Consider the following 23475-nt stretch of genomic DNA (forward strand, 5'->3'; position numbering starts at 1 on the left):
TCTGATGGTCAAAGCTCTGCGTATCGAGAGCGAGAACGTAACTCGTTTTGCTGAAATTCCGGAAGCGCCACTTTTGCCTGGCCATGTCCGGGTGAGCGTGAAGCATGTGGGGCTTTGCGGCAGCGATCTGAATACGTTCAAGGGGCTTAATCCGCTGGTGGAACTGCCACGCATTCCCGGCCATGAAATCGGCGGCGAAATCATCGAGGCGGGTGAGGGTGTGAGCGCGGCCTATGCCAAGGGTAAACGCGTTATCGTGTTGCCTTACACCAATTGCGGTAAGTGCTCGTCGTGTCGGAAAGGCCGATTGAATGCCTGTCGTTACAACAAGACTCTCGGTGTTCAGCAAAATGGCGGACTGGCAGAGCAGATTGTGCTGCCAGCCGAAAAGCTGATCCTGAATGATACGCTTGCGCCGCGTCATCTCGCACTGGTCGAGCCGCTTTCGGTCGGTTTTCATGCGGTTGAACGCGGACGCGTTCAGGCTGGTGATACGGTAGCGGTTCTCGGCTGCGGCATGATCGGCATGGGCGTGCTGATTGGTGCCGTTGCGCGTGGTGCCAAGGTGATCGCCATCGATCCAAGTGCGGAAAAGCGTGAACTGGCTCTGAAGTTAGGCGCAATACATGCACTGCCGGGCGGCGAAGATGTCGTCGCAAAGGTGCAAGAGCTAACCAACGATGATGGTGTTGATGTGGCCTTTGAAGCGGTCGGTCTACCGATCACTTTCACGCAGGCAGTTGATCTCGCAGGCTTTGCCGGTCGTGTGGTCTATGTCGGCTATTCCAAATCGCCGGTGACCTATCAGACCCAGTTCTTCAATCTCAAAGAACTGGACATCATGGGATCGCGCAATGCGACACTCACTGATTTCGAGGCCGTCATTGCACATCTGGAAAAGCTGGGGGCGAATGCCGACAAGCTGATCTCGAAGGTATTTCCGTTCGATGAAGCTGAAACGGCACTTCCCTACTGGGACGGCGACCGCAACGTTTTGAAGATCATCATCGAACGCGACTGAAATCGAAGCGCATCTCCGTGCCAGGGAAGGAATGGCATGGAGATGATGCGGAGGAAACCGGCCTTATGGCCATAAAACAAGGACCCTAACGGGAGGATACAAATGAAGAAGTTTGTTACCGGTGCGCTCGCGGCTGGCATGTTGCTGGCTGGAAGCATCGCGGCCTATGCTGCCAATGTTTCGATCAAGGTTGCCTATGAAAACAATCCCGGCGAGCCTTTTGATCAGGTTATGCACTACTGGAAAGATGATCTTGCCAAGCGCAGCAATGGCGAAATCACGCTTGAGCTTTACCCTAGCTCACAGCTCGGCTCCAAGAAAGATGTGACCGAGCAGGCCATGATGGGCCTCAATGTCGTGACCATTTCCGACGTTGGCTTTCTGGCGGAATATGATCCGGACCTCGGCGTGCTTTATGGCCCGTTCCTGACCGATGATCCGGCACAGCTTTTCAAAGTTTATGATGGTCCCTGGTTCAAAGAAAAGAGCGAAGAGCTGAAGAAGAAGGGCATTCATATCGTAATGCCGAATTATCTCTACGGCATTCGTCAGATCATTTCCAAGAAGCCGATCCGCACACCGGAAGACCTGAAGGGGATGAAAATCCGCGTGCCGAACAACGTCATGCAGATCAAGACCTTTGAGGCCATGGGCGCAACGCCGACCCCGATGCCGCTGGGCGAAACCTTCCCGGCACTGGCGCAGGGTGTGATCGATGGCGTTGAGAACCCGATTTCGGTTCTTTACGGCCAGAAGTTCCAGGAAGAAGCCAAATATCTGAGCAAGGTCGGCTATCTGACCAACGTGGCGCTCATCGTCGGCGGTGAGGCTTTCTTCTCAACGCTGCCAGAAGAACAGCTCAAGATGATCCATGAGTCCGCCTATGATGCAGGCCTCTACAGCCAGAAGCTGACGATCGAAAAAGACAATGAAATGATCGGGAAGATGAAGGAAGCCGGCGTCGAGATCATCGATGTCGACCGCGCTCCTTTCAAGGCGCTTGCTGAAAAGGTCTACACGCAGTTCCCGGAATGGTCGCCAGGTCTTTACGAAAAGATCAAAGAAGAACTGAAGAACTGATCCATCTCAATTCGGATATTGCCATGTCGCAGTTCTACTGCGGCATGGCATCTGTATGGAATTTAATCCGATGAAACTTTTTGAAAAACTGATCGACTGGCTTGCAGCTGCTCCGCTGTTCATTCTGCTCGCGCTGTTCAATGTGGCGGTGGTGATGCGCTATTGGTTGCACCAGCCGCTGCAATGGACGGAAGAAATTTCTGGCTTGTTGATGATCTGGATCATCATGCTTGGCAGTGTTGCAGCGGAACGTGACAACCAGCATCTTGCTATTCCAATGCTTGTAGAGATTTTGCCCGAAAAGATCCGCGATGTGATTAATTCAATCATCTCGATCCTTTCCGGACTGTTTCTGCTCTATGTGTCCTATGCCGGATACAAGCTGTCGGTTGCGGCTCAGTTCAAGGTGACTGACGTCTTGCGGATTTCCTATTACTGGATCGATATCGCAGTACCTGTCGGTTTCGTCATCATCGCTCTTTATATGTTTACTGGCGCTTTCAAATCCTTGCGCGCCGCTTTTGCGGGAGGCAAGGCATGAACCTGACCACCATCGTTCTCATCATGCTGGCGCTGATCGCGCTCAACATGCGCCTTTATGTGGCCATTCTGATTGCGGTCTTTACCTATTTTATTTTCTTTAATCAGATGCCGATTGCAATCGCAGTTCAGCGGTTCATCAGCCCTGCACAGAATACATCGCTGCTAGCCATTCCGTTCTTCATCATGCTTGGTACGGTGATGTCACATACCGGCATTGCGGAACGTCTGATCAAAGTTGCAGATATTCTGGTTGGCCGTATGCGTGGCGGTATGGCGCTCACCAACGTCATGGTCTCCACTCTGATGGGCGGTGTCAGTGCGTCCAATCTGGCTGATAGCGCCATGTTGACCCGCATGATGGTGCCGGAAATGGTCAAGCGTGGCTATGATAAAGCATTCTCATGCGCGGTCACAGCAGCCGGTTCACTGATTACGCCGATCATTCCTCCGGGTATCGCGCTGATCATTTATGGCCTGATTGCGGACGTTTCCATTGGCAAGATGTTCATGGCGGGTGTGATTCCGGGCATCATGGGGGCGGTTATCCTGATGATCGCGGCCTATATCACATCGGTAAAACGTGGCTATAAGCCAAGCCGCGAGACGCGAATGAGCGGTGCCGAAGTAGCATCCACACTTGCCTCTGCCTGGCCTGCTGTCGTGCTTTTGCTTGCAATCATTGGCGGTATTCGCCTCAATATCTTCACGCCGACAGAAGCCGGTGCCGTAGCGGTTACGCTGGTGCTGATTATCGGTTTTGTGATCTATCGCGAAATGCGTGTATCGCATGTGGTGGACTCCCTGATCGAAACCGCCAAGTCCACAGCTTCTGTCATGCTGGTTATCATGGCGTCGTCAGCACTTGCCTGGGTGTTTTCGTTGGAGCAGGCCGGCCAGTCGCTGATGCAGCTGATCTCGTCTTTCACCAGCAATCCTTATGCATTTTTGCTTGCGGTCAACGTCATCCTGCTTGTGCTTGGTGCGCTGATTGAGGGTACGGCGCTGATGATTGTCCTGGTGCCACTCCTGATGCCGACGGTAAAGGCTCTGGGTATCGATCCGGTGCATTTCGGTATCATCGTCATCGTAAATCTGTCGATCGGTACGCTGACACCACCGGTTGGTACGGTCATGTTAATGGTGTGTAATATTGCCAAGGTCAGAGTGGGCGACTTCACCCGTCAGGCGTTCAGCATGTACCTCGCACTGTTCATCATGCTGGCTCTGATCACCTATGTGCCGATTATTTCGACCTATCTGGCCCACTAAAAAATAAAGCGCGGGAAATTTCCCGCGCTTTCTAGAGCATTTCCTGTTTTTCTTGAATCATTGGAAATGCTCTATCTCTTTGTTTTTTCGCATTATCCGACGCAAAACCGCTTCGCACTTTTGCTGGAACTGCTCTAATTCTATTACCAAGGGTTATCGACACGCGGCCATATTGGCCGCGTCATTTTTTGGTAATTCGTCGCGCGCGGATTGACCGGATAAGAGCTTGGTGCATCGACATAAATGATCTCAGCCGCAATTGGCGCAAAGCCTGCATGAAAATGATTGGTCGATTTGACGACCAGAATGTCTTTTAGCATCGGATCAATGCCGTTATTGGAGAAAACATCCGGTTCGAATGTTTGTGTGCGGTTGGTGTTGAGAATGACATCTATTTCTGTCCCCTCAATTCGCACCACTGCCGAAGGTCCGAGCGTGACACGACTAAGGCCAAAGCTCTGCCAGCCTTCGGGCAAAACTTTCATCACGGTCACGCGCGCATCAATCGGCTCTCCGGCTAGTGGACCAGATTTTCCGCCGATACGCAGATCAATCACTGCGCCTTCGCCTGCCGCATGGCAAAAAGTGACGCCTAGCGTATCCCAAATAGTCGCAACAGCGGCTTTCTGGATGTTGCGCTCTATCAGCCTGCGCAGAATATGCGTGCCGTCGCCCGCAACACCACCACCTGGATTATCCCATACATCGGCAATCACGGCAGGCTTTGTCGGATTGGCGGCATGTGCAGCAATCGCGCGGTCGATGCCGTCATCGATGTTGTACATCGTCATCAATGTCTGCTCACGCATACCGATAAGCTCACGTCCCAGCTTCTCTGCGAGCGCATCGCCTTTTGCACGGTCGTTGTCAGTCACGACAAGAATGCGCGTCCCCATTTCCGGGACATCTGCCGCCATGAAGCCATGAATGACAGAGATGGAAAGTATGCCGTCCTTGCCGTGCATGGCCTTTATGCGATCGATAAATGAACGCATTGGTTCTTTGCTTGTCGGGAAAACCCCGATCATGCGGCAGTCGAAGGTGGAAATGACAGGCTTGATTTTGCCCTTCAATGTATCAAGCGCCATCGACACGACATGTTCGCCGCGTTCATAAAAATCCGTGTGAGGAAATTCGAGAAAGGCAGCATAAATATTCAGATTTTCGACCCGCTTTTGCGTAAGATGGCTATGCGGATCGAACTCGCTGGCAACCAGAATATCTGGCCCCACGATTGCACGCACACGCTCCAACAGATCCCCCTCACAATCGTCATAGCCTTGCGCAACCATGGCTCCATGCAGGCCAAGCACCACGGCATCGACCGGCATTGCAGTTTTTAACTGATCGAGGATTTCATCACGCAGTTCTTCAAAGGCCTGCTTCTGCAGCAAGCCACCGGGTTCGGCCCATGTGGCGGTGCCTTCGATAACTGTCAACCCTTCCGCAGCCGCTCGCTTGCGCAATGCGACGATTGGCGATGAACACAGCGTCGGCGTATCAGGGTGTTTGCCTGGTGCTGCATAGAAAGCCATTTCAAACGACGCGCGGTCAGTTGGTACGGGCGAAAAAGTATTGGTTTCAGTAGCAAGCGACGCAGTGAAAATACGCATATGGTTTGCCCGGGCTATTTTTGCGGTGCGTAGGCGATGGCTTCGATCTCTATCTTGATGTCAATCATCAGACGGGATTCGACCGTGGTGCGTGCCGGAGGGTCTTTCGGGAAATAGGCCCCGTAAACCGCATTCATACGCCCGAAATCGCGTGCATCTTCGAGCCAGATCGTCGTTTTGACGACGTCTTCCATGCTTGCCCCGGCGAGGGCCAGTGCTGCCTTGATGTTCTCAAGAACCTGCTTGGTCTGGGCTTCGATGTTGCCTTCAACGATCTTGCCATCAGCGCCCATTGGCACCTGACCCGAAATATAGACGGTGTCGCCAGCACGCACGGCGGGGGAAAGCGGCACATGTGATGCGCCGAATGCCTGTTTCTTGGACATGTTGAACTCCGCTTATTTTACAGCGCCGAGCGAAAGACCTTTGATGAGGTAACGCTGCAGCCATATGAATAGGATCGCGACGGGTAGAGTGGCGACGAGTGTTGCGGCCATGACGTAATGCCATTCAACGGTGTAACGGCCCGCCACTAACGAGAAAACCTGGATTGGAAGCGTATAGCTGCTCTGACTGCGCAACATGGTAAGCGCCACCACGAATTCGTTCCATGCATTGATGAAAGTGAAGATCGCGGTTACGGCGATGGCAGGTATGCAGAGCGGCAGGAACACTTTGACGAGCGTTTTGAAGCGGCCAGCTCCTTCCATCCATGACGCTTCTTCAAGGTCTTTTGGAATGGTGTCAAAATAGCTCTGTAGCATCCAGACAGTGAAGGCGATGTTGAAGGCCATGTAAATCGCGCCAACCGCCGTAACACTCTCGATCAATCCGTAAGCTGCAAGCAGGCGGAACAGGCCAAGCACCAGCACGATCGGCGATATCATCTGGGAAACGAGCAGGAACTGACGGAATGCACCATGGCCTACAAAGCGAAAGCGTGACATGGCGTAGGCCGCCGGAATGGACACGATGATCGCTCCAACGGAAGCGATGATCGAGACATAGAACGAGTTCAGCAATGCATTGCCAAAGCCGGTTCGCACCCACATTTCAGAGAAATTCTGCCAGCGGAATTCGCTTGGCCACCATGTTGGCGACAGGACTTCCTGCGGTGGCTTAACTGCGGTCAAGAACATGACCGCAAAAGGAAACAGCGTCAGCACGATCAGCGGAGCGAGAATGATCCAGGCAAGGATGGTGCGTTTGATTTTGGGTGCGATCATGTGCGTTCGCTCCGCATGGACAGCCGGATATAGAAGGCTGTGAAAACCAGAAGGATGGCGAGCATGATCAGCGAGACTGCCGAGGCTTCACCGAGTTTTCCAAGCCTGAAAGCCAGCTTGTAAAGGTGGGTCACAAGAATATCGGTCGTGTTTGCCGGTCCGCCCTGTGTCATTACCCAAATGATCGGGAACGAATTGAACACATAGATCGTGTTGAGCACGATTGCGATGTTCACGAATGGCTTGAGTAGCGGCAAGGTGATTTCACGAAACTGCTGCCAGAGACTGGCACCTTCCAAGGAAGAAGCTTCGTAAAGATCGTCTGGAATGGAAGAGAGGCCACCGAGAAAGATCGTGGTTGTGAATGGCACTGTTACCAAGATGCCCACGAGAACCTGCATTGGAAAGGCGGTCGTGGCGCTGGCCAGCCACTGAATATTGCTGTCGATAATGCCGAGATTGCGCAGTGCGGAGTTGAGCATTCCGCTTTCGCCGTTCAGCGCCCAGCGCCAGACGATTGCCGTCATGGTCAAAGAGACTGCCCATGGAAGCATAACGATGACGCGTGCGACGGATCGACCGTAAAAATCCATATTCAGGATGATCGCAACCGGTATCGATACGACAAGTGCGCCGCCGACAACGGCGACCGTCCATACGGCTGTTCGCCACAATGCATTCAGAAAATCGGGTGATGCGAAAAGGGCAGTGAAGTTTGCACCGTCGTTGAAATCGCGCAATTGCCCGAAACGGTTCACATCATGGGTGGCGATCTCAAAGAGATGCACGACCGGCCAGAAGATCACTACCGCAGCCAGCAGCAGGCTTGGCAAGATCAGAAAATAGGGCAGGGTGCGATTTTGCATCGGCCAAAAAATCCACGGAATAAAAGGGACCCGGCAGCAGAACAGGTTCAACTGTCTTGAGTTTTGACTGCTGCCGGGGTGACGGGATTACTTCTTCAGGATTGCATCCGCTTTGGCGGCGGCTTCCTTAAGAACAGCTTCCGGTTCGCCCTGACCAAGATAGATGCTCTGCATCGCATTGGACGTGATATCGGCGATTTCTTCCCAGCCCGGAATGATTGGCGCAAAGCGCGCATCAGGGAGCAGGGCAGTGAAAGCAGCGAGATCGGCATTATTGACGTAATAATCCATCTTCGCTTCTTCCTTGTTTACAGGTAGGAAGCCTTCTCCTTGCGTAAACTTGGCGCGCCATTCCGTCTGGAACAGGAAGTCGAGAACCTTCCAGGCCTCTTCCTTGTTCTTGGAATTCTGGAACATGATAACGGAGTCCGTTACGCCATAAGTGCCGCGAGCGCCCGTTGGACCGGCAGGAATTGCAGTCACACCATATTTCAGATTTGGTGCTTCTTCCTTGATCTGGTTCGACAGGAACGGCGCGGTGATCATCATGCCGACTTTGCCCTGCTTGAAGAGGTTCTGCACATCTTCACGCGCGTAGGAGGTAACGCCCGGCTGTGTCAGGCCGCCATCAATCATCGACTTGTAAAGTTTTGCGGCTTCAAGCGCACCCGGCGTGCTCAGGCCTGAAGTGCCATCCTTGTTGAGGATTTCGGCACCATAAGACCACATGCCATAATAGAAGTAGACGTCGGTTTCGATTTCCTTGCCCTGCAAGCCGAAACCATAGTTTTCACCACCAAGCGCCTTGATCTTCTCCGCGGCAGCTTTGACTTCATCCCAGTTTGCAGGAGGATTAGCAACGCCAGCTTTTTCCAAGAGATCCTTGTTATAGTACATGGCGCGAGCGGATGCCGCGATCGGCAGGCCGTAAGTTTTACCTTCCAGTACCGAAGGCGACAGGAAAGTTTCGATGAAGCGTCCCTTGAATGCATCGTCCATATAGCCGTCAAGCGGTTCTGCGATGCCCTGCTGTACGAAGTCGATCAGCCAGCGCGTACCGATGATCGAAAGATCGGCATTGGTGCCAGCTGAAATGTCGGTGGTCAGTTTCTGCAGAAGTACGTCCCATGGCACGACTTCAAAATTAAGCGTGATGCCGGGGTTTGCGGCTTCAAAGGCCTTCTTAACTTCCTCAAAATATGGGCCGGTCTTCGAGCTGTACTCAGCGACCGTCATACGCACTTCGCCAGCCTGTGCAGCTGAACCAAATGCCAGAATGCTCAATCCAGCCAAAAGGCCGGCCTTCCATTTATTGATAGACATTTTCCCGTTCCCTTGTTTGCCCATGCTTCATGTGAAGACGTCTTGATTTTTGTTATTTTCTTACATTATCGGCAAATTTTGCGCTTTCAAGTAAAAAGTTTTGTTGCAAACTTACATTTTCACTTTTAGGCTGGCCTGAATAAGTATGCGCGAAAAGTGCTTTTAAAGGGGAAGAGAGTGGAGCATTCAGGCGAATTTGCCGGAAAATCCGTATTGATTACCGGTGCCGGGGGCGGTGTCGGCACAGCGCTTGTGAAAATGTTTTCATCGCGCGGAGCGAAAATTATTGGCTGTGATTCCAGTCTGGAGGTTATGCAGGCCGATAATTTTTACAGTCGTCATGCATTTGACCTGCTTGACCGCAACGCGCTGCAGTCTGCCGTAAACACCATTACAGATGCCGACGGCGTGCCTGATATTGTTATCAACAATGCCGGATGGACCCGGGCTGAATCATTTGAAGAGCTTGATCAGGCGCGAATCAATCAGGAGATTGATCTCAATCTCACCGGGGTTTGTTCGTTTTCTGCAGCGCTTGCACAGAAGATGGCGGCCAATGGCCGTGGTGCTTTTGTCTTTATATCTTCTGTTAACGCGCTTTCGCACTTCGGCAATCCAGCCTATGCGGCGGCCAAGGCAGGTATCAACGCTTTCGCCCGTGCTCTTGCAGTTGAATATGGGCAACGGGGATTGCGTGCCAATGTTGTGTGCCCGGGTTCAATCCATACACCGGCATGGGATCATCGCATCGAGAATGACCCTGCTATTTTCGATAAGCTCAAGCGCCTTTATCCGCTGGGCCGTATTGTCAACGTTAATGAGGTGGCCGAAGCGGTTGCCTTTCTCGCATCTGACCGGGCGTCCGGCATAACCGGCACAATTCTGCCCGTTGATGCCGGACTGATGGCCGGTTGCAGGCCATTTATTGAAGATATCTTAGGTGGGAACTGAGTGATGAAAAATGTTTCCCTGCGTGGAATTACCAAATCTTTCGGACAGATGAATGTTCTGGATCGCGTTGATCTGGAGATTGAGGATGGCGAGTTTCTCGTCCTCGTTGGTCCGTCCGGCTGTGGTAAGTCCACACTTTTACGTATGGTCGCGGGACTGGAGCCGATTTCCGGTGGCGATCTGATCATTGGCGGCGAGCGCGCCAATGAATTGCCACCGCAAAAGCGCAATATCGCGATGGTGTTCCAGTCTTATGCGTTGTTTCCGCATATGACGGCACGAGAGAATATCGGTTTTGGCCCACGCATTCGGGGGGAGGATAGCGCGACCACAGCGACAAAGGTGGACAAAGCCGCATCGATTCTCAATTTACATTCTTATCTCGACCGCTATCCGCGCCAGCTTTCCGGCGGTCAGCGTCAGCGTGTTGCGATGGGCCGGGCAATTGTACGCGAACCGTCAGTGTTCCTGTTCGATGAACCCCTGTCCAATCTGGATGCTCAGCTTCGAGTACAGATGCGCACTGAAATCAAGGCGCTGCATCATCGGCTGAAATCAACTGTAATCTATGTGACGCACGATCAGATCGAAGCCATGACCATGGCCGACCGCATCGTGGTTATGAATCAGGGCAAGATTCAGCAGATCGGTGCACCGCTTGAACTGTATGATCGACCTGCCAACAAGTTTGTGGCCGGGTTCATCGGGTCACCTTCAATGAGCTTCATTCCGGGTGCTGTGATCGAGGGTGGCAAGTTCCGCACAACTGACGGCGAAGAGATTTCTACGCCGGGACGCAAGATATCGGAGCGTGGCGCGGAACTCGGCATCAGGCCGGAAAATTTCATTATCGCGAAAGACGGTGAGGGGCTTACGCTTGCTATTGAGGTTGTCGAACCAACAGGGCCGGAAACCCATGTTTATGGGAAAATTGCCGGTGAAGCTGTGCGGGCCGTATTCCGTGAACGCATTCACCTTGCACCGGGAGAGCGAGTTCCTGTAACGGCAAAGCCCGAACACATCCATCTCTTTGATAAGGAAAGCGGTTTGCCGCTGTAGAACTCGCATGAGCAAGGTTGCAGACATCATCACAAAGCTTCATGCCGCAGCACAGGAGGGGTCGAAATCCGACCGTCGACTGGCTGCACTGGTGTTGTCTGATCCTGATTATGCATCCAAGGCGGCCATATCTGAAATCGCGGCTCGTGCTGAAGTAAGTGAACCAACAGTCACACGGTTCTGTCGTGGGCTGGGTTGCGACGGTGTGCGCGATTTCAAGTTTTTTCTGGCACAGGCGTTGGCAATCGGTGGTCAATATCTGACGGCGGAAGCGCCCGCCCGTGATATTCGCGAGGCGCGTATCGCTGCGGCAGTTACAGATGCGGCAGTTGCCGCTATTCATCGCGCCAGCGATAATCTCGACATGTCTGTCGTCATGAAAATTGCTGAACGGATAGCTGTTTCCGGCTCGGTCCTTTGCTTAGGCTCGGGCGGCATTTCTTCCATGATGGCGACAGAGTTGCAAAATCGACTGTTTCGACTGGGTATTCCTGTTCTGGCGCAGGTGGATGGGCAGTTGCAGCGCATGTATGCGGCGGTCGCGACACGTGAGACGACAGTAGTTGCATTCTCGGTCTCGGGTTATGCCCGCTCTGTGGTCGAAGCGATTTTGGTCGCCCGACAATATGGTGCGGAAACTGTGGCAATCACCGCTCAAGGATCTGATCTCGCAAAGGCAGCCAATACGGTTATTCCGTTTCAAGCCGATGAAGACGGTAATTTGTATAAGCCGACATCGTCGCGGTTTGCTTTGATGGCAATACTCGACATGATCGCGACTGCAACGGCTGAAGTTCATGGGCCGAAAGTGCTTGAGAGCCTGCGTCGCATCAAGCACAGTTTGAACACACTCAAGATAGACGATCCGCGCTTGCCCCTGGGTGACTGATGGGAGACTGACCAATGACACGGCCTAAAACTGTCCACGAAATCGATACGCCTGCTATTCTGATTGATGTTAATCGTGTCCAGGCCAACATTAAAAAGGCGCAGGCTCATGCCGATGCGATTGGCGTAAAGCTTCGCCCACACATCAAAACGCATAAACTGCCGTTCTTTGCGCGCCGCCAGCTTGAAGCGGGTGCTGTGGGGATCACTTGCCAGAAACTTGGCGAGGCCGAGGTTATGGCAGATGCGGGAATTATCGATATTTTCCTGCCCTATAATATTCTGGGTAAGGAAAAGCTCGACAGGCTCTATGCTCTTCATCAGCGCATCACAATCTCCGTCACGGTCGATAACTCCACGAGCCTCGAAGGACTCGTATCGCGGTTTAACAATGAAGGGCGCTCGCTCACTGTATTGGTCGAATGCGATACCGGCATGGGGCGCTGCGGTGTTCAAACACCAGAAGAGGCGCTGGAACTTGCGCGTCAGATCGAGCAGAGTAAGGGGCTCAGGTTTGGTGGGTTGATGACTTATCCGGCGACGGGCAAAGCTGAACAAGCTGAACAATGGCTTGTTCAGGCACGTGATCTCCTCGCTGCGAACAACATCCAATGTGAGACCATTTCAAGCGGCGGCACGCCGGATATGTGGCGTTCTCCAAAGGAGAGTGTGATCACGGAATATCGACCCGGCACTTATATTTATTTCGACCGCTATCAAGTCGCAAAAGGAGCGGCAACGCTCGATGACTGCGCATTGACCGTGCTGTCAACAATCGTCAGTCATCCGACACCCGATCGTGCGATTATCGATGCTGGTTCCAAGGCGCTCTCAAGCGACACTCTGGGCCTCGTTGATTTCGGAGAGGTGGCTGGGAGATTCGATGCTCGTGTCACAGGTCTGAGTGAAGAACATGGTACGCTTAAGGGCGATATTACCGGGTTGAAAGTGGGTGACAAGGTGCGGGTTATTCCTGACCATGTCTGTGTGGTGTCCAATCTCTTTGACGAAGTGCACCTCATATCTGGCGACGATGTTATCGACATCTTGCCAGTGGCTGCACGTGGAAAGCTGAAATAAAAAGGGGGCCAATATGAAGGAAGCTATCAATCCATTTGCGGGCGACAAGGATCGTGAGCAGATTTGGGAAATGCTCGTGCGCCGCGATATCGAGGCATTTGTAGGCCAAAACTGGGCGCTTGTTGCCGATGATTTTGATGAGGCGCGGTTCTTGGGTATTCATGCGCATGGAGAGGCTAATCCTGATAAGTGGGATGCGGCTTTTCCAACCTTGACCGCCTATCGCGATGAATGGTTACGCCAGGCTGCCGAGAGTGCGGCCACTGAATATGCCGAATCTCTGGCTGACGGCGTGTTCCGCGCAACGAATCTTGGCGTCATTGACATCAATGGCGACGTTGCTGTCGCGCGCAAAAAATTCGATGGCACGATCAAAAAAGCAGATGGAACCCATGATCGGCTAAATTGGCAGACGCTTTATTTTTGCCGCCGACACGGTGAACGCTGGCGTATTACGGGCTTCATTGGATATATGGTTAATAGCTAATTCAGCCCGGTTTGAACGGGAGGATTTTATGGGCGCGGATCGCTTGATCTGTGCCCATTTTTCTGGCAAATGGCGCCAGATGAGGCAAAAGTATAATCATACAAATTTACTGCAATTAAGCGAAATTATATTCTACGAATACTAAATTGCCTCATGTCGCAGCTAATTGCATATTTGTCGCAGCCCGCTCGTGTGCAGCGCTTTCACAGGATTACTATTATTGGCAGGATGGCCGATTATTTCTGATAACCGGATACGTCGGTTAGTCCGTATATTTCGTCGCGCAACCCTTCAAAAACAATCAAGGGGACGGGCTGCGCAGAGATGAATCCATGACTGTGGGTGGACATGTCGGGAAATGGCCTATATGAATACATCACATCAATCGCCAATCATTCTATGTGGGCTGTCCGTTGCTCGCAGATTGCGCATGTCCAATTCGCGCAAGAATGAAGAAATAATGACGTTAAAAAGGAGATTAAACCCGCCTGCACAGCGGGGTTAGACATAATGCATGGTATTTTATACAAGGAAGATAGTATGAAGTCGCCTGCTAAGACAAAGATAAGCTTGAACGGCGTGTTTAAAGTCTTCGGCGACGATCCGGAGCGCGCAATGCAGGAATTGCGTGCAGGCAAATCAAAGGCCCAGATTCATAGCGATCATGGTGCTACAATCGGCGTAGATGACGCGACCTTCGATATTAAAGAGGGTGAAGTATTCGTCATCATGGGCCTCTCAGGCTCAGGTAAATCCACACTTCTGCGCCTGCTCAATCGTCTTATCGAACCGACTGAAGGTTCCATCGAAGTTGATGGTCGTGACATTGTCAAAATGTCGAAGCGCGAGCTGATCGATCTTCGCCGCCGCGACATGAGCATGGTGTTTCAGTCTTTTGCGCTGCTTCCCAATCGTACGGTGCTGAACAACGCTTCTTTCGGCCTCGAAGTGGCCGGAATGGGTGAAGCCGAGCGCCACGAGAAAGCACTAAAAGCGCTGGCGGCTGTGGGGCTCGAACCCTATGCCAATAGTATGCCTGATCAGCTTTCGGGCGGTATGAAGCAACGTGTCGGCCTTGCGAGAGCGCTGGCGAGTGAACCAACAATCCTTCTCATGGATGAAGCTTTCTCTGCGCTCGATCCTTTGATCCGCACGGAAATGCAGGATGAACTGAAAATGCTTCAAGCCGAGCATAGCCGCACGATTATCTTCGTGAGTCATGATCTCGATGAAGCCATGCGCATTGGTGATCGTATCTGCATAATGCAGCACGGCAAAGTCGTGCAGGTTGGAACGCCAAACGAAATCGTTTCCTCGCCTGCCAATGATTACGTCCGCTCATTCTTCCGTAATGTTGATGTTTCGCGTGTTTTCAAAGCATCCGATGTCGCGCGGGATGACGAACTGATCATGTTCGATCCAGCACAGATGGCCTCCGCCCTCGAGCGTCTTGACGCGAGCGGGCAGACTTATGGCGTTTTGCTTGACGCTGACAGGATTTATCGCGGTGTCGTTACGCGTGATGCTCTTGCCAGTGGCAGTTTCAAACTGGGTGATGATCAACTCGACAGCGCCGCTGCTATACAGGCCGACGCGCCACTTTCCGGACTTTTGACGCGTGTTGCTGAAAGCCCATGGCCCGTGCCGGTGACAGATCGGAACAACCGATATCTAGGGGCCATCAGCAAATCGGCACTCCTTGAAACACTCGGCCGGGCTGGCTGACTTTTATACGCATATGCCTGCCGGGCAAAAGCCCGGCATTTTACAGGATTGGTCCAATCCAGAGGCAACAAAATCTGAAATGGACGGTAAAATATGGATTTGAATTTTAGTATTGGCGGATGGGCAGACGTGGTGGTCAACTACATTCTCGACCACTTTACGCCAGCGCTCGATATGATCGCCGCCACAATCGGTTTCGTCACAGACGGAATTCAGAATGCACTTCTTTCCATCCCACCTGTGGCGGGTATCGGAATTCTCACTTTGCTTGCGCTTTGGCGCGTGAGCTGGAAGTTTGCAATTTTCACTGCACTTGCACTGGCACTCATTATTCATATGGGGCTGTGGAGTGGTACGATGGAAAGCTTGTCGCTGGTACTGGCGTCCACAATCATTGCGGTGGTGATTGGCATTCCGCTTGGTATCGCCATGGCCCGCAGCGATGCGGTGGCTTCCATCGTTCGCCCTGTGCTTGATCTCATGCAGACCATGCCTGCTTTCGTATATCTCATTCCGGCCGCAATGTTTTTCGGTCTCGGTGCTGTACCAGGTACGATTGCGACCGTCATCTTTGCGATGCCACCTGTCGTGCGTCTCACCAATCTTGGCATTCGTCAGGTTCATGCCGAGTTCATTGAAGCAGGGCTGGCATTTGGCTGCACCTCGCGGCAGCTGCTGTTCAAGGTTCAGCTTCCCAATGCCATGCCATCCATCATGGCAGGCATGAACCAGACGATCATGCTGTCGCTTTCGATGGTGGTTATCGCCTCGATGATTGGCGCCGGTGGTCTTGGGAACACTGTTCTTACGGGTATTCAGCGTCTCGATGTAGGTAAAGGCTTTGAGGGTGGTCTCGCCGTGGTCATTCTGGCTGTCATTCTTGACCGCATTACACAAAGCTTTGGCAAAGGAAATTCTGGGGGCTTGTTGGGCTTCTTCAAAAGGCTGTCCTTTAAGGAAAAGACGGCGGGTGAGCAGTCCTCATCTTCGCTCCGCAAGCAGGAAGTGTGAATAACATTAGAGCATTTCCAGCAAAAGTGCGAAGCGGTTTTGCGTCGGATAATGCGAAAAGACAAATATTTGGAGCGCCGATCTGATCCAATCAGATCGAAACGCGCTCGAAACGGGAACGACAGTTAATCGGAAAAGGAGAAGCCATGTTAGGAAAGCTGACAAAATTCGGTCTCGCAGCAGTCGTTGCAGGCAGCATGACTGCCGGAGCGGCTTTTGCGCAAGACGGCAAAACAGTCAAAATCGGCTGGGCTCCGTGGTCTGACGCGGAATTTGTGACCAAGCTTGCTGCAAAGCTTATCGAAGATAAACTGGGTCAGAAAGTTGAACTGGTACAGACCGATGTTGCGCCGCTTTACCAGGGCGTTAGTCGCGGCGATATCGACGCGATGATGATGGCTTGGTTGCCAGAAACCCATGCGGATTATTACAAGCGCGTCAAGGACAAGGTCGAAGATCTCGGTCCGCTATACGAAGGCGCAAAGCTCGGTTGGATCGTACCCGATTATATTCCCGAAAGCGAAATCAGCTCGATTGAAGACCTGAAAAAACCTGAAGTTCGCGAGAAACTGAAGGGTGAAATTCAGGGCATCGATCCAGGCGCAGGGTTGACCCGTCTGTCGGATGAAGCAATCAAGAAATACGGGCTGGACTACAAGCTCAATATTTCCAGTGAAGCCGCGATGTTGACGACCGTCGATCGCGCGACCCGTTCCGATGGCTGGTTTGTTGCCACGTCGTGGAGCCCGCATTGGATGTTCGGCAAATATAAGCTGCGTTATATTGCTGATCCGGAAGGTGCACTGGGTGGCGCAGAACATGTCGACGCAATTGCACGTAAGGGCTTCAAGGAAGATAACCCGAAGGTTGCTGCTTTCCTTACCAAGATGAGCATTCCGATCAACGAGCTTGAAACTGCAATGTTTGAGGCGCAGGAAACCTCTTATGAAAAGGCTGTCGACAAGTATATTGCCGAACATCCTGATCGGATCAAGGAATGGCTGGCTGAATAAACAAATCGGTCGGCAATGAATAGAATAAAGCCCCGGTATTCGCCGGGGCTTTTTGCATTTGTGATGTTCAGTAAAATGAAAAGGAGCAGGCTCCTCCCCAAGAACCTGCTCCTTAATGCATCGCCCCCCGCCAGGGGTTGGTCGATGCTTGACGTAATACTATCAAGATTAGGACTAACTCATTGAGGTCGCTAAATCTTGTGTGGGCAACACTAACGCACGTTTTGTTATGGATGCAACCAGATTCTGGCTCATCTTACATCAAATTTGACATTTTTAGGCTTTACCGGAGAAGCTGATATTTTTACGGGGGTTTTACTCAAGTCCGCAAGCGCGCAAAAAAAGCGTCGAAACTTCTTTTTCAATGCGATCAAGATCGAGTGGCTCGTCGTTGCTCAGTTCCATCATACTGCGGACCTGCGTTTCAAAATCTGCATAGTGCTGGGTGACAGCCCATATATGCATTTGAAACAGCAGCGGATCGACCGGCTTGATACGGCCATCATCTACCCATGACTGGATGAGCTTTACCGCGTTGTGCGTTGCATTGACATGCTTTGCCCAGTGACGGCGGAGATAGGGTGCGCCGTTGGCAATTTCGGTGGTGAAGAGGCGCGAGGCCTTGGGGTTATTCTGACTGTATACGAGCTTTGCGCGAATATATTGCCGGATCACCTTTGCTGGGTCTTCCTCGGAGCTGGCACCGAGGAAGATATCTTCCCACTCATCGAGGATGAAGATGATGATATCTTCGTAGAGCTCTTCCTTACTGGAAATATAGTAATGAAGCTGCGGCTTGGTCAGGCCTGCGCGATGTGCGATGCCTTGCGTTGATGCGCCTACCAGTCCTTTTTCCGCAAATTCATCGATAGCGGCTGTGCGAATAGCACCCTGAATGCGACGCCTGCGCTTGTCTCGTCCGGTGAGTTCGTTATCGTCATTCTCGTTGTCGGTTGTCATATCCGCCAGCCAGGATCGGAAGGGAAGCCGCCTTGGCGACTCCCCGATTTAGTTGGAGGCGCTTATTGGCCCAGTTGCTTCTTGATGTCGAGACCTGCACCCTTATTAACAAAGGCGTCGGTGGCAACCTTGGTCATATCCAGCTCATCGCCGCTGACAATGCCGGACTTGCGAGCCAGCTCATAGAACTCCTTCACCCGGTTCATGTCGATGGCACCAATGCCCTTTTCCAGCGTGTCACCGCTGTCGATAAGCTTTAGGTCCTTGAGACGTGCAAGTTCCGCATCCAGCGTTTCCTTGCTCATATCCGCATTGTCTTTGAGGATCAGCTCATAAGCTTTGCTGTTGTCGCCATAGAGGAAGTTGGTCCAGCCTTCGATGGAAGCGGTCACAAAACGCTGCACGAGATCTGGGTTCTTTTCGACCAGATCCTGACGCGTTTCGATGGTGTTGGCATAGGTGCTGTAGCCCTGATCAGCGAGCAGGAAGGTTGTGACCTTTGCGCCTTCTTTCTCAGCATAGATCGGTTCTGCAGTCGCATAGGCTTGCTGGACGGTTTTCTTGTCGCTGAGGAACTGGGCGAGGCTATAGCCATATGGACGAAGCTGCTCATCCTTGAAGCCGAAATCCTTAACCAGCCATGGCCAGAACGAGAACTGACCGTCCTTGGAGATCAGAATTGTCTGCGCAGTCGCGAGGTCTTTGAAGTCCTTATATTCGCCCTCATGCGCCATCAGCGCCTGCGGATCTTTCTGATAGAATGCCGCAACAACGGTGGTCGGTACGCCGTTGGCAACGTTGTTGAACGACAAAAGCAGATTGCCGGTTAGCAAAAAGTCGAGACGACCGGCGGCAAGCATCGGACGGTTGTTGACCTGTGGTCCGCCCATTTCGATCTTCACGTCGAGACCGTATTTTTCATAAGTGCCATCGGCGAGAGCCTGATAGAAGCCGCCATGACCGGCCTGTGCCAACCAGTTGGTGCCGAGCGTCACCTTGTCGAGCGCATAGGCCATTTGCGCGGAAAGGCCCATGGAGAGCGCAGCAAGAGCTGCAACGAGTGTCTTTTTCATTTTGGTTCCCCTTGTTTTAGTTCTTCAATGCCATGTCGGCTGTCCAGCCGCGGGTTTTGCCTGGATTAAGCAGGCCATAAGGATCGGCCTGCTTCTTGAATTCGATCTGTACGCTGTCGATTTCCTTCATGCCACCGTCTTCAATTGTGTAGGCGTGTGGATCGTAGATGTCGCAGCCGTCGACCTGTTCCAGCTCTTCGATCAGGCGATACATCTCATCACGGCCTTCAAAGCGCACAAGCGGAAGCGCAAAAATCTGTACTTCACCTTCAAGGCGCGCCATTTCGTGATGCATATATTGCGTCTCGCCATAACGTTCGATCTGGCGATTGACCAGTGCCACATCAAACGGACGAGGGTAGGCAACCTGCAGATAGGTCCAGCCCGGTTCAGCCTTGAGAGCTTGAAGAGTGGTGTGGTTCCACCCGCATTCATAAGCAGGCTGTAGACCAGCCTTGTGCAATTCATCCAGCGTCATCGAGAAGGAAATCTTGCCGCCGAATTCAGCGGCGAGCGTCTCAAAACGTGCCTGTTCTTCCGGTGCAATCATCGCAAAAACCGCATCCTTGTCGGATGGGAAAAGATCACCAAACTTGGTGTAGAAGCGCGCGAAGCGGCGATCTACCGTCGTCAGAAGATAACAGTCGAGGTTTTCTTCAAGCGCTTTGAGGCAGAAATTGAGTGTTGCCTCATAAGTATCGAATAATGCTGCGGTATGCACCCATTCCGTTGCCTTCGTCAGGCCAATTTCAAGCTCAAGAATGATGCCATTGGTGCCATAGGCGTGCTGCACCTTATGGATGTCACGGCCTGTCAGCTCGATGATTTTGGGTTCGGGCTCTACGGTCAGAACCTTGACCGAATAGACGTTGCCATCGTCACGCAACATGCCGTGGCGCAGCGAACCGATGCCGCCCGAACCGCCTGAGAAAAAGCCGCCAATGGTGGCGATGCGACGTGTCGACGGATACATCAGCAGTTCCTGACCCGTTTCTCGCACAGCATCGTCGAGGCGCGAAATACGTGCGCCGCCTTCAACGCGAACCTTGCCCGGTTCGATTGCAATGATGCGGTCGATCTTGGTCATATCGAGAATGATGCCGCCTTCAAGCGGAACGCATTGGCCGTAATTGCCGGTGCCGCCACCGCGAACGGTGATCGGAATGCGAAGCTTGGCGGCAGCGGCTGCCACACGGCGCACTTCATCCTGATCTTTCGGGATAACGACGAGATCGCCGAGATAATGACCGATATCTTCGGTCAGGATCGGGCTGTACCAGAAATAATCGCGGGACCGCAGTTCGACCTGCTTAGGGTCATCATAGATGCGAATGCCTTCGATTTCGGCGCGAAATGCTGCCCAGTCATAGATGCGCTGTGGTGCGACAGAATTCATGGGGTTCTCCGATTAAATTTTTGTACCATCGCGCCAGACGACGCGACGCGCCTGCGGACGGCTGATGAGGTCGTTAATGTCTGTGGCGTCACGCCAGATAAAATTCGCAGTCCCACCTGCCGACAACTCCTGTACGCGGTCGCTTCCAATGAAACGCGCGGGCAGGGTGGTGATGCTGTCGAGCCATTCATCCGGCTCAAGATGGCAGACCGGGGCTGCGAGGCGCAGAACCGAAAGCGGATCGTAATCGCCATAAGGATAGAAAGCGTCGCGCACATTGTCGGAGCCGAGCATGGCGTCCATGCCCGCCCGACGCGCTTCTTTAAGTGGTGCGACGCCGCGAAGACGTGGCGATTTTCCGCCAAGCCTGTCTTGCAGATAGAGATTGGATGTCGGCAGCGATACAAGCGCGGTCCCGGCATCCGCAGCAGCATCGAGAATGCGGCTCAGTTCTTCGGGTGAACGCAGCGAAAGCGAACAGGCATGACCGCAAAGGACGCGGCCGGCCATGTTGTGGCGCTTGGTTGCAGCAACGATCAGTGAGAAGCCGTCAGCCTCCGGTTCAAGCCCTTCATCGACGTGAAAGTCGAGCTTGAGATCATGCTGCACGGCGAGACGAAACATCTCTTCGATTTTGGCTTCAAGATCAGCATTGCGATAGAAGAAAGCGCCAAGGACGCCGCCATCTTTTGCCACGCGCTGGGCAACTGCAGCACCGCTATCAAGCACGATGTCGCCATGGATAAGTGCTGCAAGCTCCAGATCAATGCGGTCTTTCCAGTCCTCGCGCAGTCCATTGAGAACGGGCCAGGCGGTCGGTACATCAGGTGTGGTCCAATCGACATGGGTTCGCATGGCGCCGACGCCCTGCGCATAAGCTGCTTCAAGACCGCGCGTGGCGCGCGCGCGAATATCGTCAGCGTTCCAATTCTGGCGATCGATGTTCATCAGCTCAATGGCATCGAACAGGCACTCGACTTTGGCGCTGCCGCGCTCGGCTATACGGCCAATGGTGAAGGTCTTGTCGAGATGCACATGCACATCTGCGAAAAGCGGCGTGATAAAGCCGCCGCCTTTTGCTTGCGAAGGCGTCAACGATGCAATGCGTCCGCCATCGATGCCGATGTCGTAGTGACCGCTGAGCCCTGCAACAGTGATGCCTTTCAGCATGTCAGCGCTCACGGCGGATCTCGCTTTCATGCCAGCGTCCAAGAACAAGGCGCGACAGCCAGCTTGTGATGAGGAAGATCACGATACCGAGCAGCGAAACGAGAAAAAGTGCAGCAAACATGCGCGGGATTTCGTTGCGGAAGCTCGATTCCAGAATACGTGACGCGAGGCCTGTGCTTTGACCTGCGCTGCCTGCAACAAATTCAGCCACCACAGCGCCGATCAGCGAAAGGCCACCGGCGATTTTGAGCGCTGCCATGAAATAAGGCAGGGCACTTGGCGCGAGCAGATAACGCAAGCGTTGCCATGGCGAAGCGCGATAGAGTTTGAACAGATCGCGCAGATTGTGATCCGCACTGCGCAGGCCGATGACTGTGTTTGACAGGATCGGGAAGAAGGCCACGATCCACGCGCAGATCAGTAGCGCCGAAAAAGTATCGCGCACATAGATCAGGATCAGCGGCGCAATAGCGATAACCGGCGTTACCTGAAGAATAACGGCGAACGGGAAGAATGCCATTTCGATCGGGCGGGACAGGGCGAAGATCATGCCGAGCAGTACGCCGCCGACAATTGCGCAGAGCAACGAAATCAACGTCAGCTTGATCGTGAACCACATGGACGTCATCAGCGACGGCCCATCTTTTATCAGTGTTTCACCGATGAGCGATGGAGCCGGGATCAGGTAATGCGGTACTTCATAAAAGCGTACCAGACCTTCCCAGATACCGAGAGCGATGATGATCGCAAGCGTCGGCATGATGATCCGCAAGTTGCGATCTCTGCGGGCGAGGCGATGTTGTTCGGAATTTAGAACAGGCAGTTCGGTTTGCATCTGGTTCATTTTCCCGTCCCGTTTTTTCTGTGCATTGTCCTACGCAAAACCGCTTCGCACTTTTGCTGGAAATGCATTAGTGATCGATATCTTGAGACGAAAGCGTAGCCGTCAGTGCATCGGAAACGCGCGCGCAATCCTTTGCGTAGGCTTCCGTGGTACGGAAGTTTTCAGCGCGGGGATAGCTGCCCTCAATCGCGATATCGGCAACCACACGTCCGGGACGTGCGGCCATGACAATGACGCGGTTTGAAAGATAGACCGATTCATAAACGCTGTGCGTGACGAAGATCACGGTGAGACCGTGTTCCTGCCAAAGCCGCAACACATCGTTATTGAGCTTGAAGCGTGTCATTTCATCGAGCGCCGCAAAAGGCTCATCCATCAACAAAAGACGAGGACGTGTGACCAGTGCGCGGGCAATAGACACGCGCATTTTCATGCCGCCGGAAAGTTCGCGTGGATAGGCATTGGCAAAACGGGATAGGCCAACCTGTGTCAGCACTTCTTCCACGCGTGGCGTGGCTTCTTTGCGTGACATGCCGGAAAGACGGAGCGGTAAATAGACATTGTCGAAAACGCTGGCCCACGGCATCAGGGTTGGTTCCTGAAACACAAAGCCGATGTCCTGCGCACCAATGGGGCCTTTGCCCGGTGCGTGGCCGTTGACGTGAATGTCGCCTGCCGAAATGGATTCAAGGCCAGCGATCATGCGCAGAGCCGTACTCTTGCCGCAGCCCGATGGGCCAAGAAAGCTTACGAACTGACCTTGTTCGATCTTGAGCGACATATCGCTGACCGCAATGATGCCTGTGCCATATTGCTTATAGACACCGTTGATATCGATCAGGGAAGATGGGGTTTGCGAGTTGGGGGCCACGCTCAT

The 23475-nt window shown here is 52.9% G+C and carries 23 protein-coding genes; 12 read left to right on the forward strand and 11 right to left on the reverse strand.

All coding sequences use genetic code 11. The features are described 5' to 3' along the window. Positions 1 to 4: 4 nt before the first annotated feature. From CEV33_RS03465 to CEV33_RS03480, 4 genes are all read left to right on the forward strand, one after another. Positions 5 to 1021, forward strand: a complete 1017-nt coding sequence (locus CEV33_RS03465; protein WP_094539066.1) for a zinc-binding alcohol dehydrogenase family protein — start codon at positions 5 to 7, stop codon at positions 1019 to 1021. 102 nt (positions 1022 to 1123) lie between these two features. Next, a complete protein-coding gene (locus CEV33_RS03470; RefSeq protein WP_094539067.1) occupies positions 1124 to 2101 on the forward strand; it encodes a C4-dicarboxylate TRAP transporter substrate-binding protein in 978 nt (325 codons plus the stop codon). A gap of 70 nt (positions 2102 to 2171) precedes the next feature. Further along, positions 2172 to 2642 (forward strand): TRAP transporter small permease, encoded by a 471-nt coding sequence (locus CEV33_RS03475; protein ID WP_094539068.1) that lies wholly within the window; start codon positions 2172 to 2174, stop codon positions 2640 to 2642. Then, positions 2639 to 3913 (forward strand): TRAP transporter large permease, encoded by a 1275-nt coding sequence (locus tag CEV33_RS03480; protein WP_094539069.1) that lies wholly within the window; start codon positions 2639 to 2641, stop codon positions 3911 to 3913. The genes CEV33_RS03475 and CEV33_RS03480 overlap by 4 nt, the downstream gene beginning before the upstream one ends. 143 nt (positions 3914 to 4056) lie before the next feature. Here CEV33_RS03480 and CEV33_RS03485 read toward each other — a convergent pair whose 3' ends face one another. The 5 genes from CEV33_RS03485 to CEV33_RS03505 form a co-directional block, all read right to left on the reverse strand. After that, complete coding sequence (locus tag CEV33_RS03485) at positions 4057 to 5526, reverse strand: M81 family metallopeptidase (RefSeq protein ID WP_094539070.1); 1470 nt, start codon at positions 5524 to 5526, stop codon at positions 4057 to 4059. 14 nt (positions 5527 to 5540) lie between these two features. Continuing rightward, positions 5541 to 5912, reverse strand: coding sequence for a RidA family protein (locus tag CEV33_RS03490; RefSeq protein ID WP_094539071.1), 372 nt, complete (start codon positions 5910 to 5912; stop codon positions 5541 to 5543). A gap of 12 nt (positions 5913 to 5924) precedes the next feature. Then, complete coding sequence (locus CEV33_RS03495; protein WP_167388114.1) at positions 5925 to 6752, reverse strand: carbohydrate ABC transporter permease; 828 nt, start codon at positions 6750 to 6752, stop codon at positions 5925 to 5927. Beyond that, the gene (locus tag CEV33_RS03500; protein WP_024896373.1) at positions 6749 to 7618 is read right to left on the reverse strand and encodes a carbohydrate ABC transporter permease; all 870 of its coding nucleotides are present in this window, start codon (positions 7616 to 7618) and stop codon (positions 6749 to 6751) included. The genes CEV33_RS03495 and CEV33_RS03500 overlap by 4 nt, the downstream gene beginning before the upstream one ends. 87 nt (positions 7619 to 7705) lie before the next feature. Then, positions 7706 to 8941 (reverse strand): ABC transporter substrate-binding protein, encoded by a 1236-nt coding sequence (locus tag CEV33_RS03505; RefSeq protein ID WP_094539072.1) that lies wholly within the window; start codon positions 8939 to 8941, stop codon positions 7706 to 7708. A 177-nt stretch (positions 8942 to 9118) separates the two neighbouring features. Between CEV33_RS03505 and CEV33_RS03510 the strand changes: the two genes are divergently transcribed. The 8 genes from CEV33_RS03510 (at position 9119) to CEV33_RS03545 (ending at position 17155) form a co-directional block, all read left to right on the forward strand. Further along, positions 9119 to 9892 carry an SDR family oxidoreductase gene (locus CEV33_RS03510; RefSeq protein WP_094539073.1) on the forward strand — a complete coding sequence of 258 codons (774 nt, stop codon included), beginning with the start codon at positions 9119 to 9121 and terminating at the stop codon, positions 9890 to 9892. A 3-nt stretch (positions 9893 to 9895) separates the two neighbouring features. Then, positions 9896 to 10951, forward strand: coding sequence for an ABC transporter ATP-binding protein (locus CEV33_RS03515; protein WP_094539074.1), 1056 nt, complete (start codon positions 9896 to 9898; stop codon positions 10949 to 10951). Between the two features lie 7 nt (positions 10952 to 10958). Then, positions 10959 to 11840, forward strand: coding sequence for a MurR/RpiR family transcriptional regulator (locus tag CEV33_RS03520; protein WP_094539075.1), 882 nt, complete (start codon positions 10959 to 10961; stop codon positions 11838 to 11840). A gap of 14 nt (positions 11841 to 11854) precedes the next feature. After that, positions 11855 to 12919 carry a D-TA family PLP-dependent enzyme gene (locus tag CEV33_RS03525; RefSeq protein WP_094539076.1) on the forward strand — a complete coding sequence of 355 codons (1065 nt, stop codon included), beginning with the start codon at positions 11855 to 11857 and terminating at the stop codon, positions 12917 to 12919. Between the two features lie 13 nt (positions 12920 to 12932). Continuing rightward, entirely contained in the window at positions 12933 to 13406 is a 474-nt protein-coding gene (locus CEV33_RS03530) for a hypothetical protein (protein ID WP_094539077.1), read from the forward strand. A gap of 540 nt (positions 13407 to 13946) precedes the next feature. After that, positions 13947 to 15131, forward strand: a complete 1185-nt coding sequence (gene proV, locus CEV33_RS03535; RefSeq protein WP_094539078.1) for a glycine betaine/L-proline ABC transporter ATP-binding protein ProV — start codon at positions 13947 to 13949, stop codon at positions 15129 to 15131. Between the two features lie 93 nt (positions 15132 to 15224). Continuing rightward, entirely contained in the window at positions 15225 to 16142 is a 918-nt protein-coding gene (locus CEV33_RS03540; RefSeq protein ID WP_094539079.1) for an ABC transporter permease, read from the forward strand. A gap of 146 nt (positions 16143 to 16288) precedes the next feature. Continuing rightward, positions 16289 to 17155: a glycine betaine ABC transporter substrate-binding protein gene (locus tag CEV33_RS03545; RefSeq protein ID WP_094539080.1), complete on the forward strand. Its 867-nt coding sequence runs from the start codon at positions 16289 to 16291 to the stop codon at positions 17153 to 17155. Positions 17156 to 17470: 315 nt separating this feature from the next. Here the strand turns inward: CEV33_RS03545 and CEV33_RS03550 are convergent, their stop codons facing one another. From CEV33_RS03550 to CEV33_RS03575, 6 genes are all read right to left on the reverse strand, one after another. Continuing rightward, the gene (locus CEV33_RS03550; RefSeq protein WP_094539081.1) at positions 17471 to 18115 is read right to left on the reverse strand and encodes a TetR family transcriptional regulator C-terminal domain-containing protein; all 645 of its coding nucleotides are present in this window, start codon (positions 18113 to 18115) and stop codon (positions 17471 to 17473) included. A gap of 62 nt (positions 18116 to 18177) precedes the next feature. After that, on the reverse strand, positions 18178 to 19188 hold the full coding sequence (locus tag CEV33_RS03555; RefSeq protein ID WP_094539082.1) for an ABC transporter substrate-binding protein: 1011 nt from the start codon (positions 19186 to 19188) through the stop codon (positions 18178 to 18180). Positions 19189 to 19204: 16 nt separating this feature from the next. Continuing rightward, positions 19205 to 20584, reverse strand: coding sequence for an FAD-binding oxidoreductase (locus CEV33_RS03560; RefSeq protein ID WP_094539083.1), 1380 nt, complete (start codon positions 20582 to 20584; stop codon positions 19205 to 19207). A gap of 12 nt (positions 20585 to 20596) precedes the next feature. Then, positions 20597 to 21784, reverse strand: coding sequence for an amidohydrolase family protein (locus tag CEV33_RS03565; protein ID WP_235818354.1), 1188 nt, complete (start codon positions 21782 to 21784; stop codon positions 20597 to 20599). Continuing rightward, positions 21756 to 22598, reverse strand: coding sequence for an ABC transporter permease (locus CEV33_RS03570; RefSeq protein ID WP_208620153.1), 843 nt, complete (start codon positions 22596 to 22598; stop codon positions 21756 to 21758). The genes CEV33_RS03565 and CEV33_RS03570 overlap by 29 nt, the downstream gene beginning before the upstream one ends. A 67-nt stretch (positions 22599 to 22665) precedes the next feature. Beyond that, positions 22666 to 23475 carry an ABC transporter ATP-binding protein gene (locus CEV33_RS03575; protein WP_094539086.1) on the reverse strand — a complete coding sequence of 270 codons (810 nt, stop codon included), beginning with the start codon at positions 23473 to 23475 and terminating at the stop codon, positions 22666 to 22668.

Origin of the sequence: Brucella grignonensis (genome assembly GCF_002252505.1) — a bacterium.
GTDB classification, from domain to species: Bacteria; Pseudomonadota; Alphaproteobacteria; order Rhizobiales; family Rhizobiaceae; genus Brucella; species Brucella grignonensis.

What these genes read in the sequence shown, in the direction of transcription:
- CEV33_RS03570 (WP_208620153.1), bottom strand. Translation starts at nt 22,598, where the DNA reads ATGAACCAGATGCAAACCGAACTGCCTGTTCTAAATTCCGAACAACAT.
- CEV33_RS03505 (WP_094539072.1), bottom strand. Translation starts at nt 8,941, where the DNA reads ATGTCTATCAATAAATGGAAGGCCGGCCTTTTGGCTGGATTGAGCATT.
- CEV33_RS03480 (WP_094539069.1), top strand. Translation starts at nt 2,639, where the DNA reads ATGAACCTGACCACCATCGTTCTCATCATGCTGGCGCTGATCGCGCTC.
- CEV33_RS03465 (WP_094539066.1), top strand. Translation starts at nt 5, where the DNA reads ATGGTCAAAGCTCTGCGTATCGAGAGCGAGAACGTAACTCGTTTTGCT.
- CEV33_RS03520 (WP_094539075.1), top strand. Translation starts at nt 10,959, where the DNA reads ATGAGCAAGGTTGCAGACATCATCACAAAGCTTCATGCCGCAGCACAG.
- CEV33_RS03525 (WP_094539076.1), top strand. Translation starts at nt 11,855, where the DNA reads ATGACACGGCCTAAAACTGTCCACGAAATCGATACGCCTGCTATTCTG.
- CEV33_RS03500 (WP_024896373.1), bottom strand. Translation starts at nt 7,618, where the DNA reads ATGCAAAATCGCACCCTGCCCTATTTTCTGATCTTGCCAAGCCTGCTG.
- CEV33_RS03565 (WP_235818354.1), bottom strand. Translation starts at nt 21,784, where the DNA reads ATGAAAGCGAGATCCGCCGTGAGCGCTGACATGCTGAAAGGCATCACT.
- CEV33_RS03530 (WP_094539077.1), top strand. Translation starts at nt 12,933, where the DNA reads ATGAAGGAAGCTATCAATCCATTTGCGGGCGACAAGGATCGTGAGCAG.
- CEV33_RS03555 (WP_094539082.1), bottom strand. Translation starts at nt 19,188, where the DNA reads ATGAAAAAGACACTCGTTGCAGCTCTTGCTGCGCTCTCCATGGGCCTT.
- CEV33_RS03550 (WP_094539081.1), bottom strand. Translation starts at nt 18,115, where the DNA reads ATGACAACCGACAACGAGAATGACGATAACGAACTCACCGGACGAGAC.
- proV (WP_094539078.1), top strand. Translation starts at nt 13,947, where the DNA reads ATGAAGTCGCCTGCTAAGACAAAGATAAGCTTGAACGGCGTGTTTAAA.
- CEV33_RS03470 (WP_094539067.1), top strand. Translation starts at nt 1,124, where the DNA reads ATGAAGAAGTTTGTTACCGGTGCGCTCGCGGCTGGCATGTTGCTGGCT.
- CEV33_RS03490 (WP_094539071.1), bottom strand. Translation starts at nt 5,912, where the DNA reads ATGTCCAAGAAACAGGCATTCGGCGCATCACATGTGCCGCTTTCCCCC.
- CEV33_RS03560 (WP_094539083.1), bottom strand. Translation starts at nt 20,584, where the DNA reads ATGAATTCTGTCGCACCACAGCGCATCTATGACTGGGCAGCATTTCGC.
- CEV33_RS03485 (WP_094539070.1), bottom strand. Translation starts at nt 5,526, where the DNA reads ATGCGTATTTTCACTGCGTCGCTTGCTACTGAAACCAATACTTTTTCG.
- CEV33_RS03515 (WP_094539074.1), top strand. Translation starts at nt 9,896, where the DNA reads ATGAAAAATGTTTCCCTGCGTGGAATTACCAAATCTTTCGGACAGATG.
- CEV33_RS03475 (WP_094539068.1), top strand. Translation starts at nt 2,172, where the DNA reads ATGAAACTTTTTGAAAAACTGATCGACTGGCTTGCAGCTGCTCCGCTG.
- CEV33_RS03495 (WP_167388114.1), bottom strand. Translation starts at nt 6,752, where the DNA reads ATGATCGCACCCAAAATCAAACGCACCATCCTTGCCTGGATCATTCTC.
- CEV33_RS03545 (WP_094539080.1), top strand. Translation starts at nt 16,289, where the DNA reads ATGTTAGGAAAGCTGACAAAATTCGGTCTCGCAGCAGTCGTTGCAGGC.
- CEV33_RS03540 (WP_094539079.1), top strand. Translation starts at nt 15,225, where the DNA reads ATGGATTTGAATTTTAGTATTGGCGGATGGGCAGACGTGGTGGTCAAC.
- CEV33_RS03575 (WP_094539086.1), bottom strand. Translation starts at nt 23,475, where the DNA reads ATGAGCGTGGCCCCCAACTCGCAAACCCCATCTTCCCTGATCGATATC.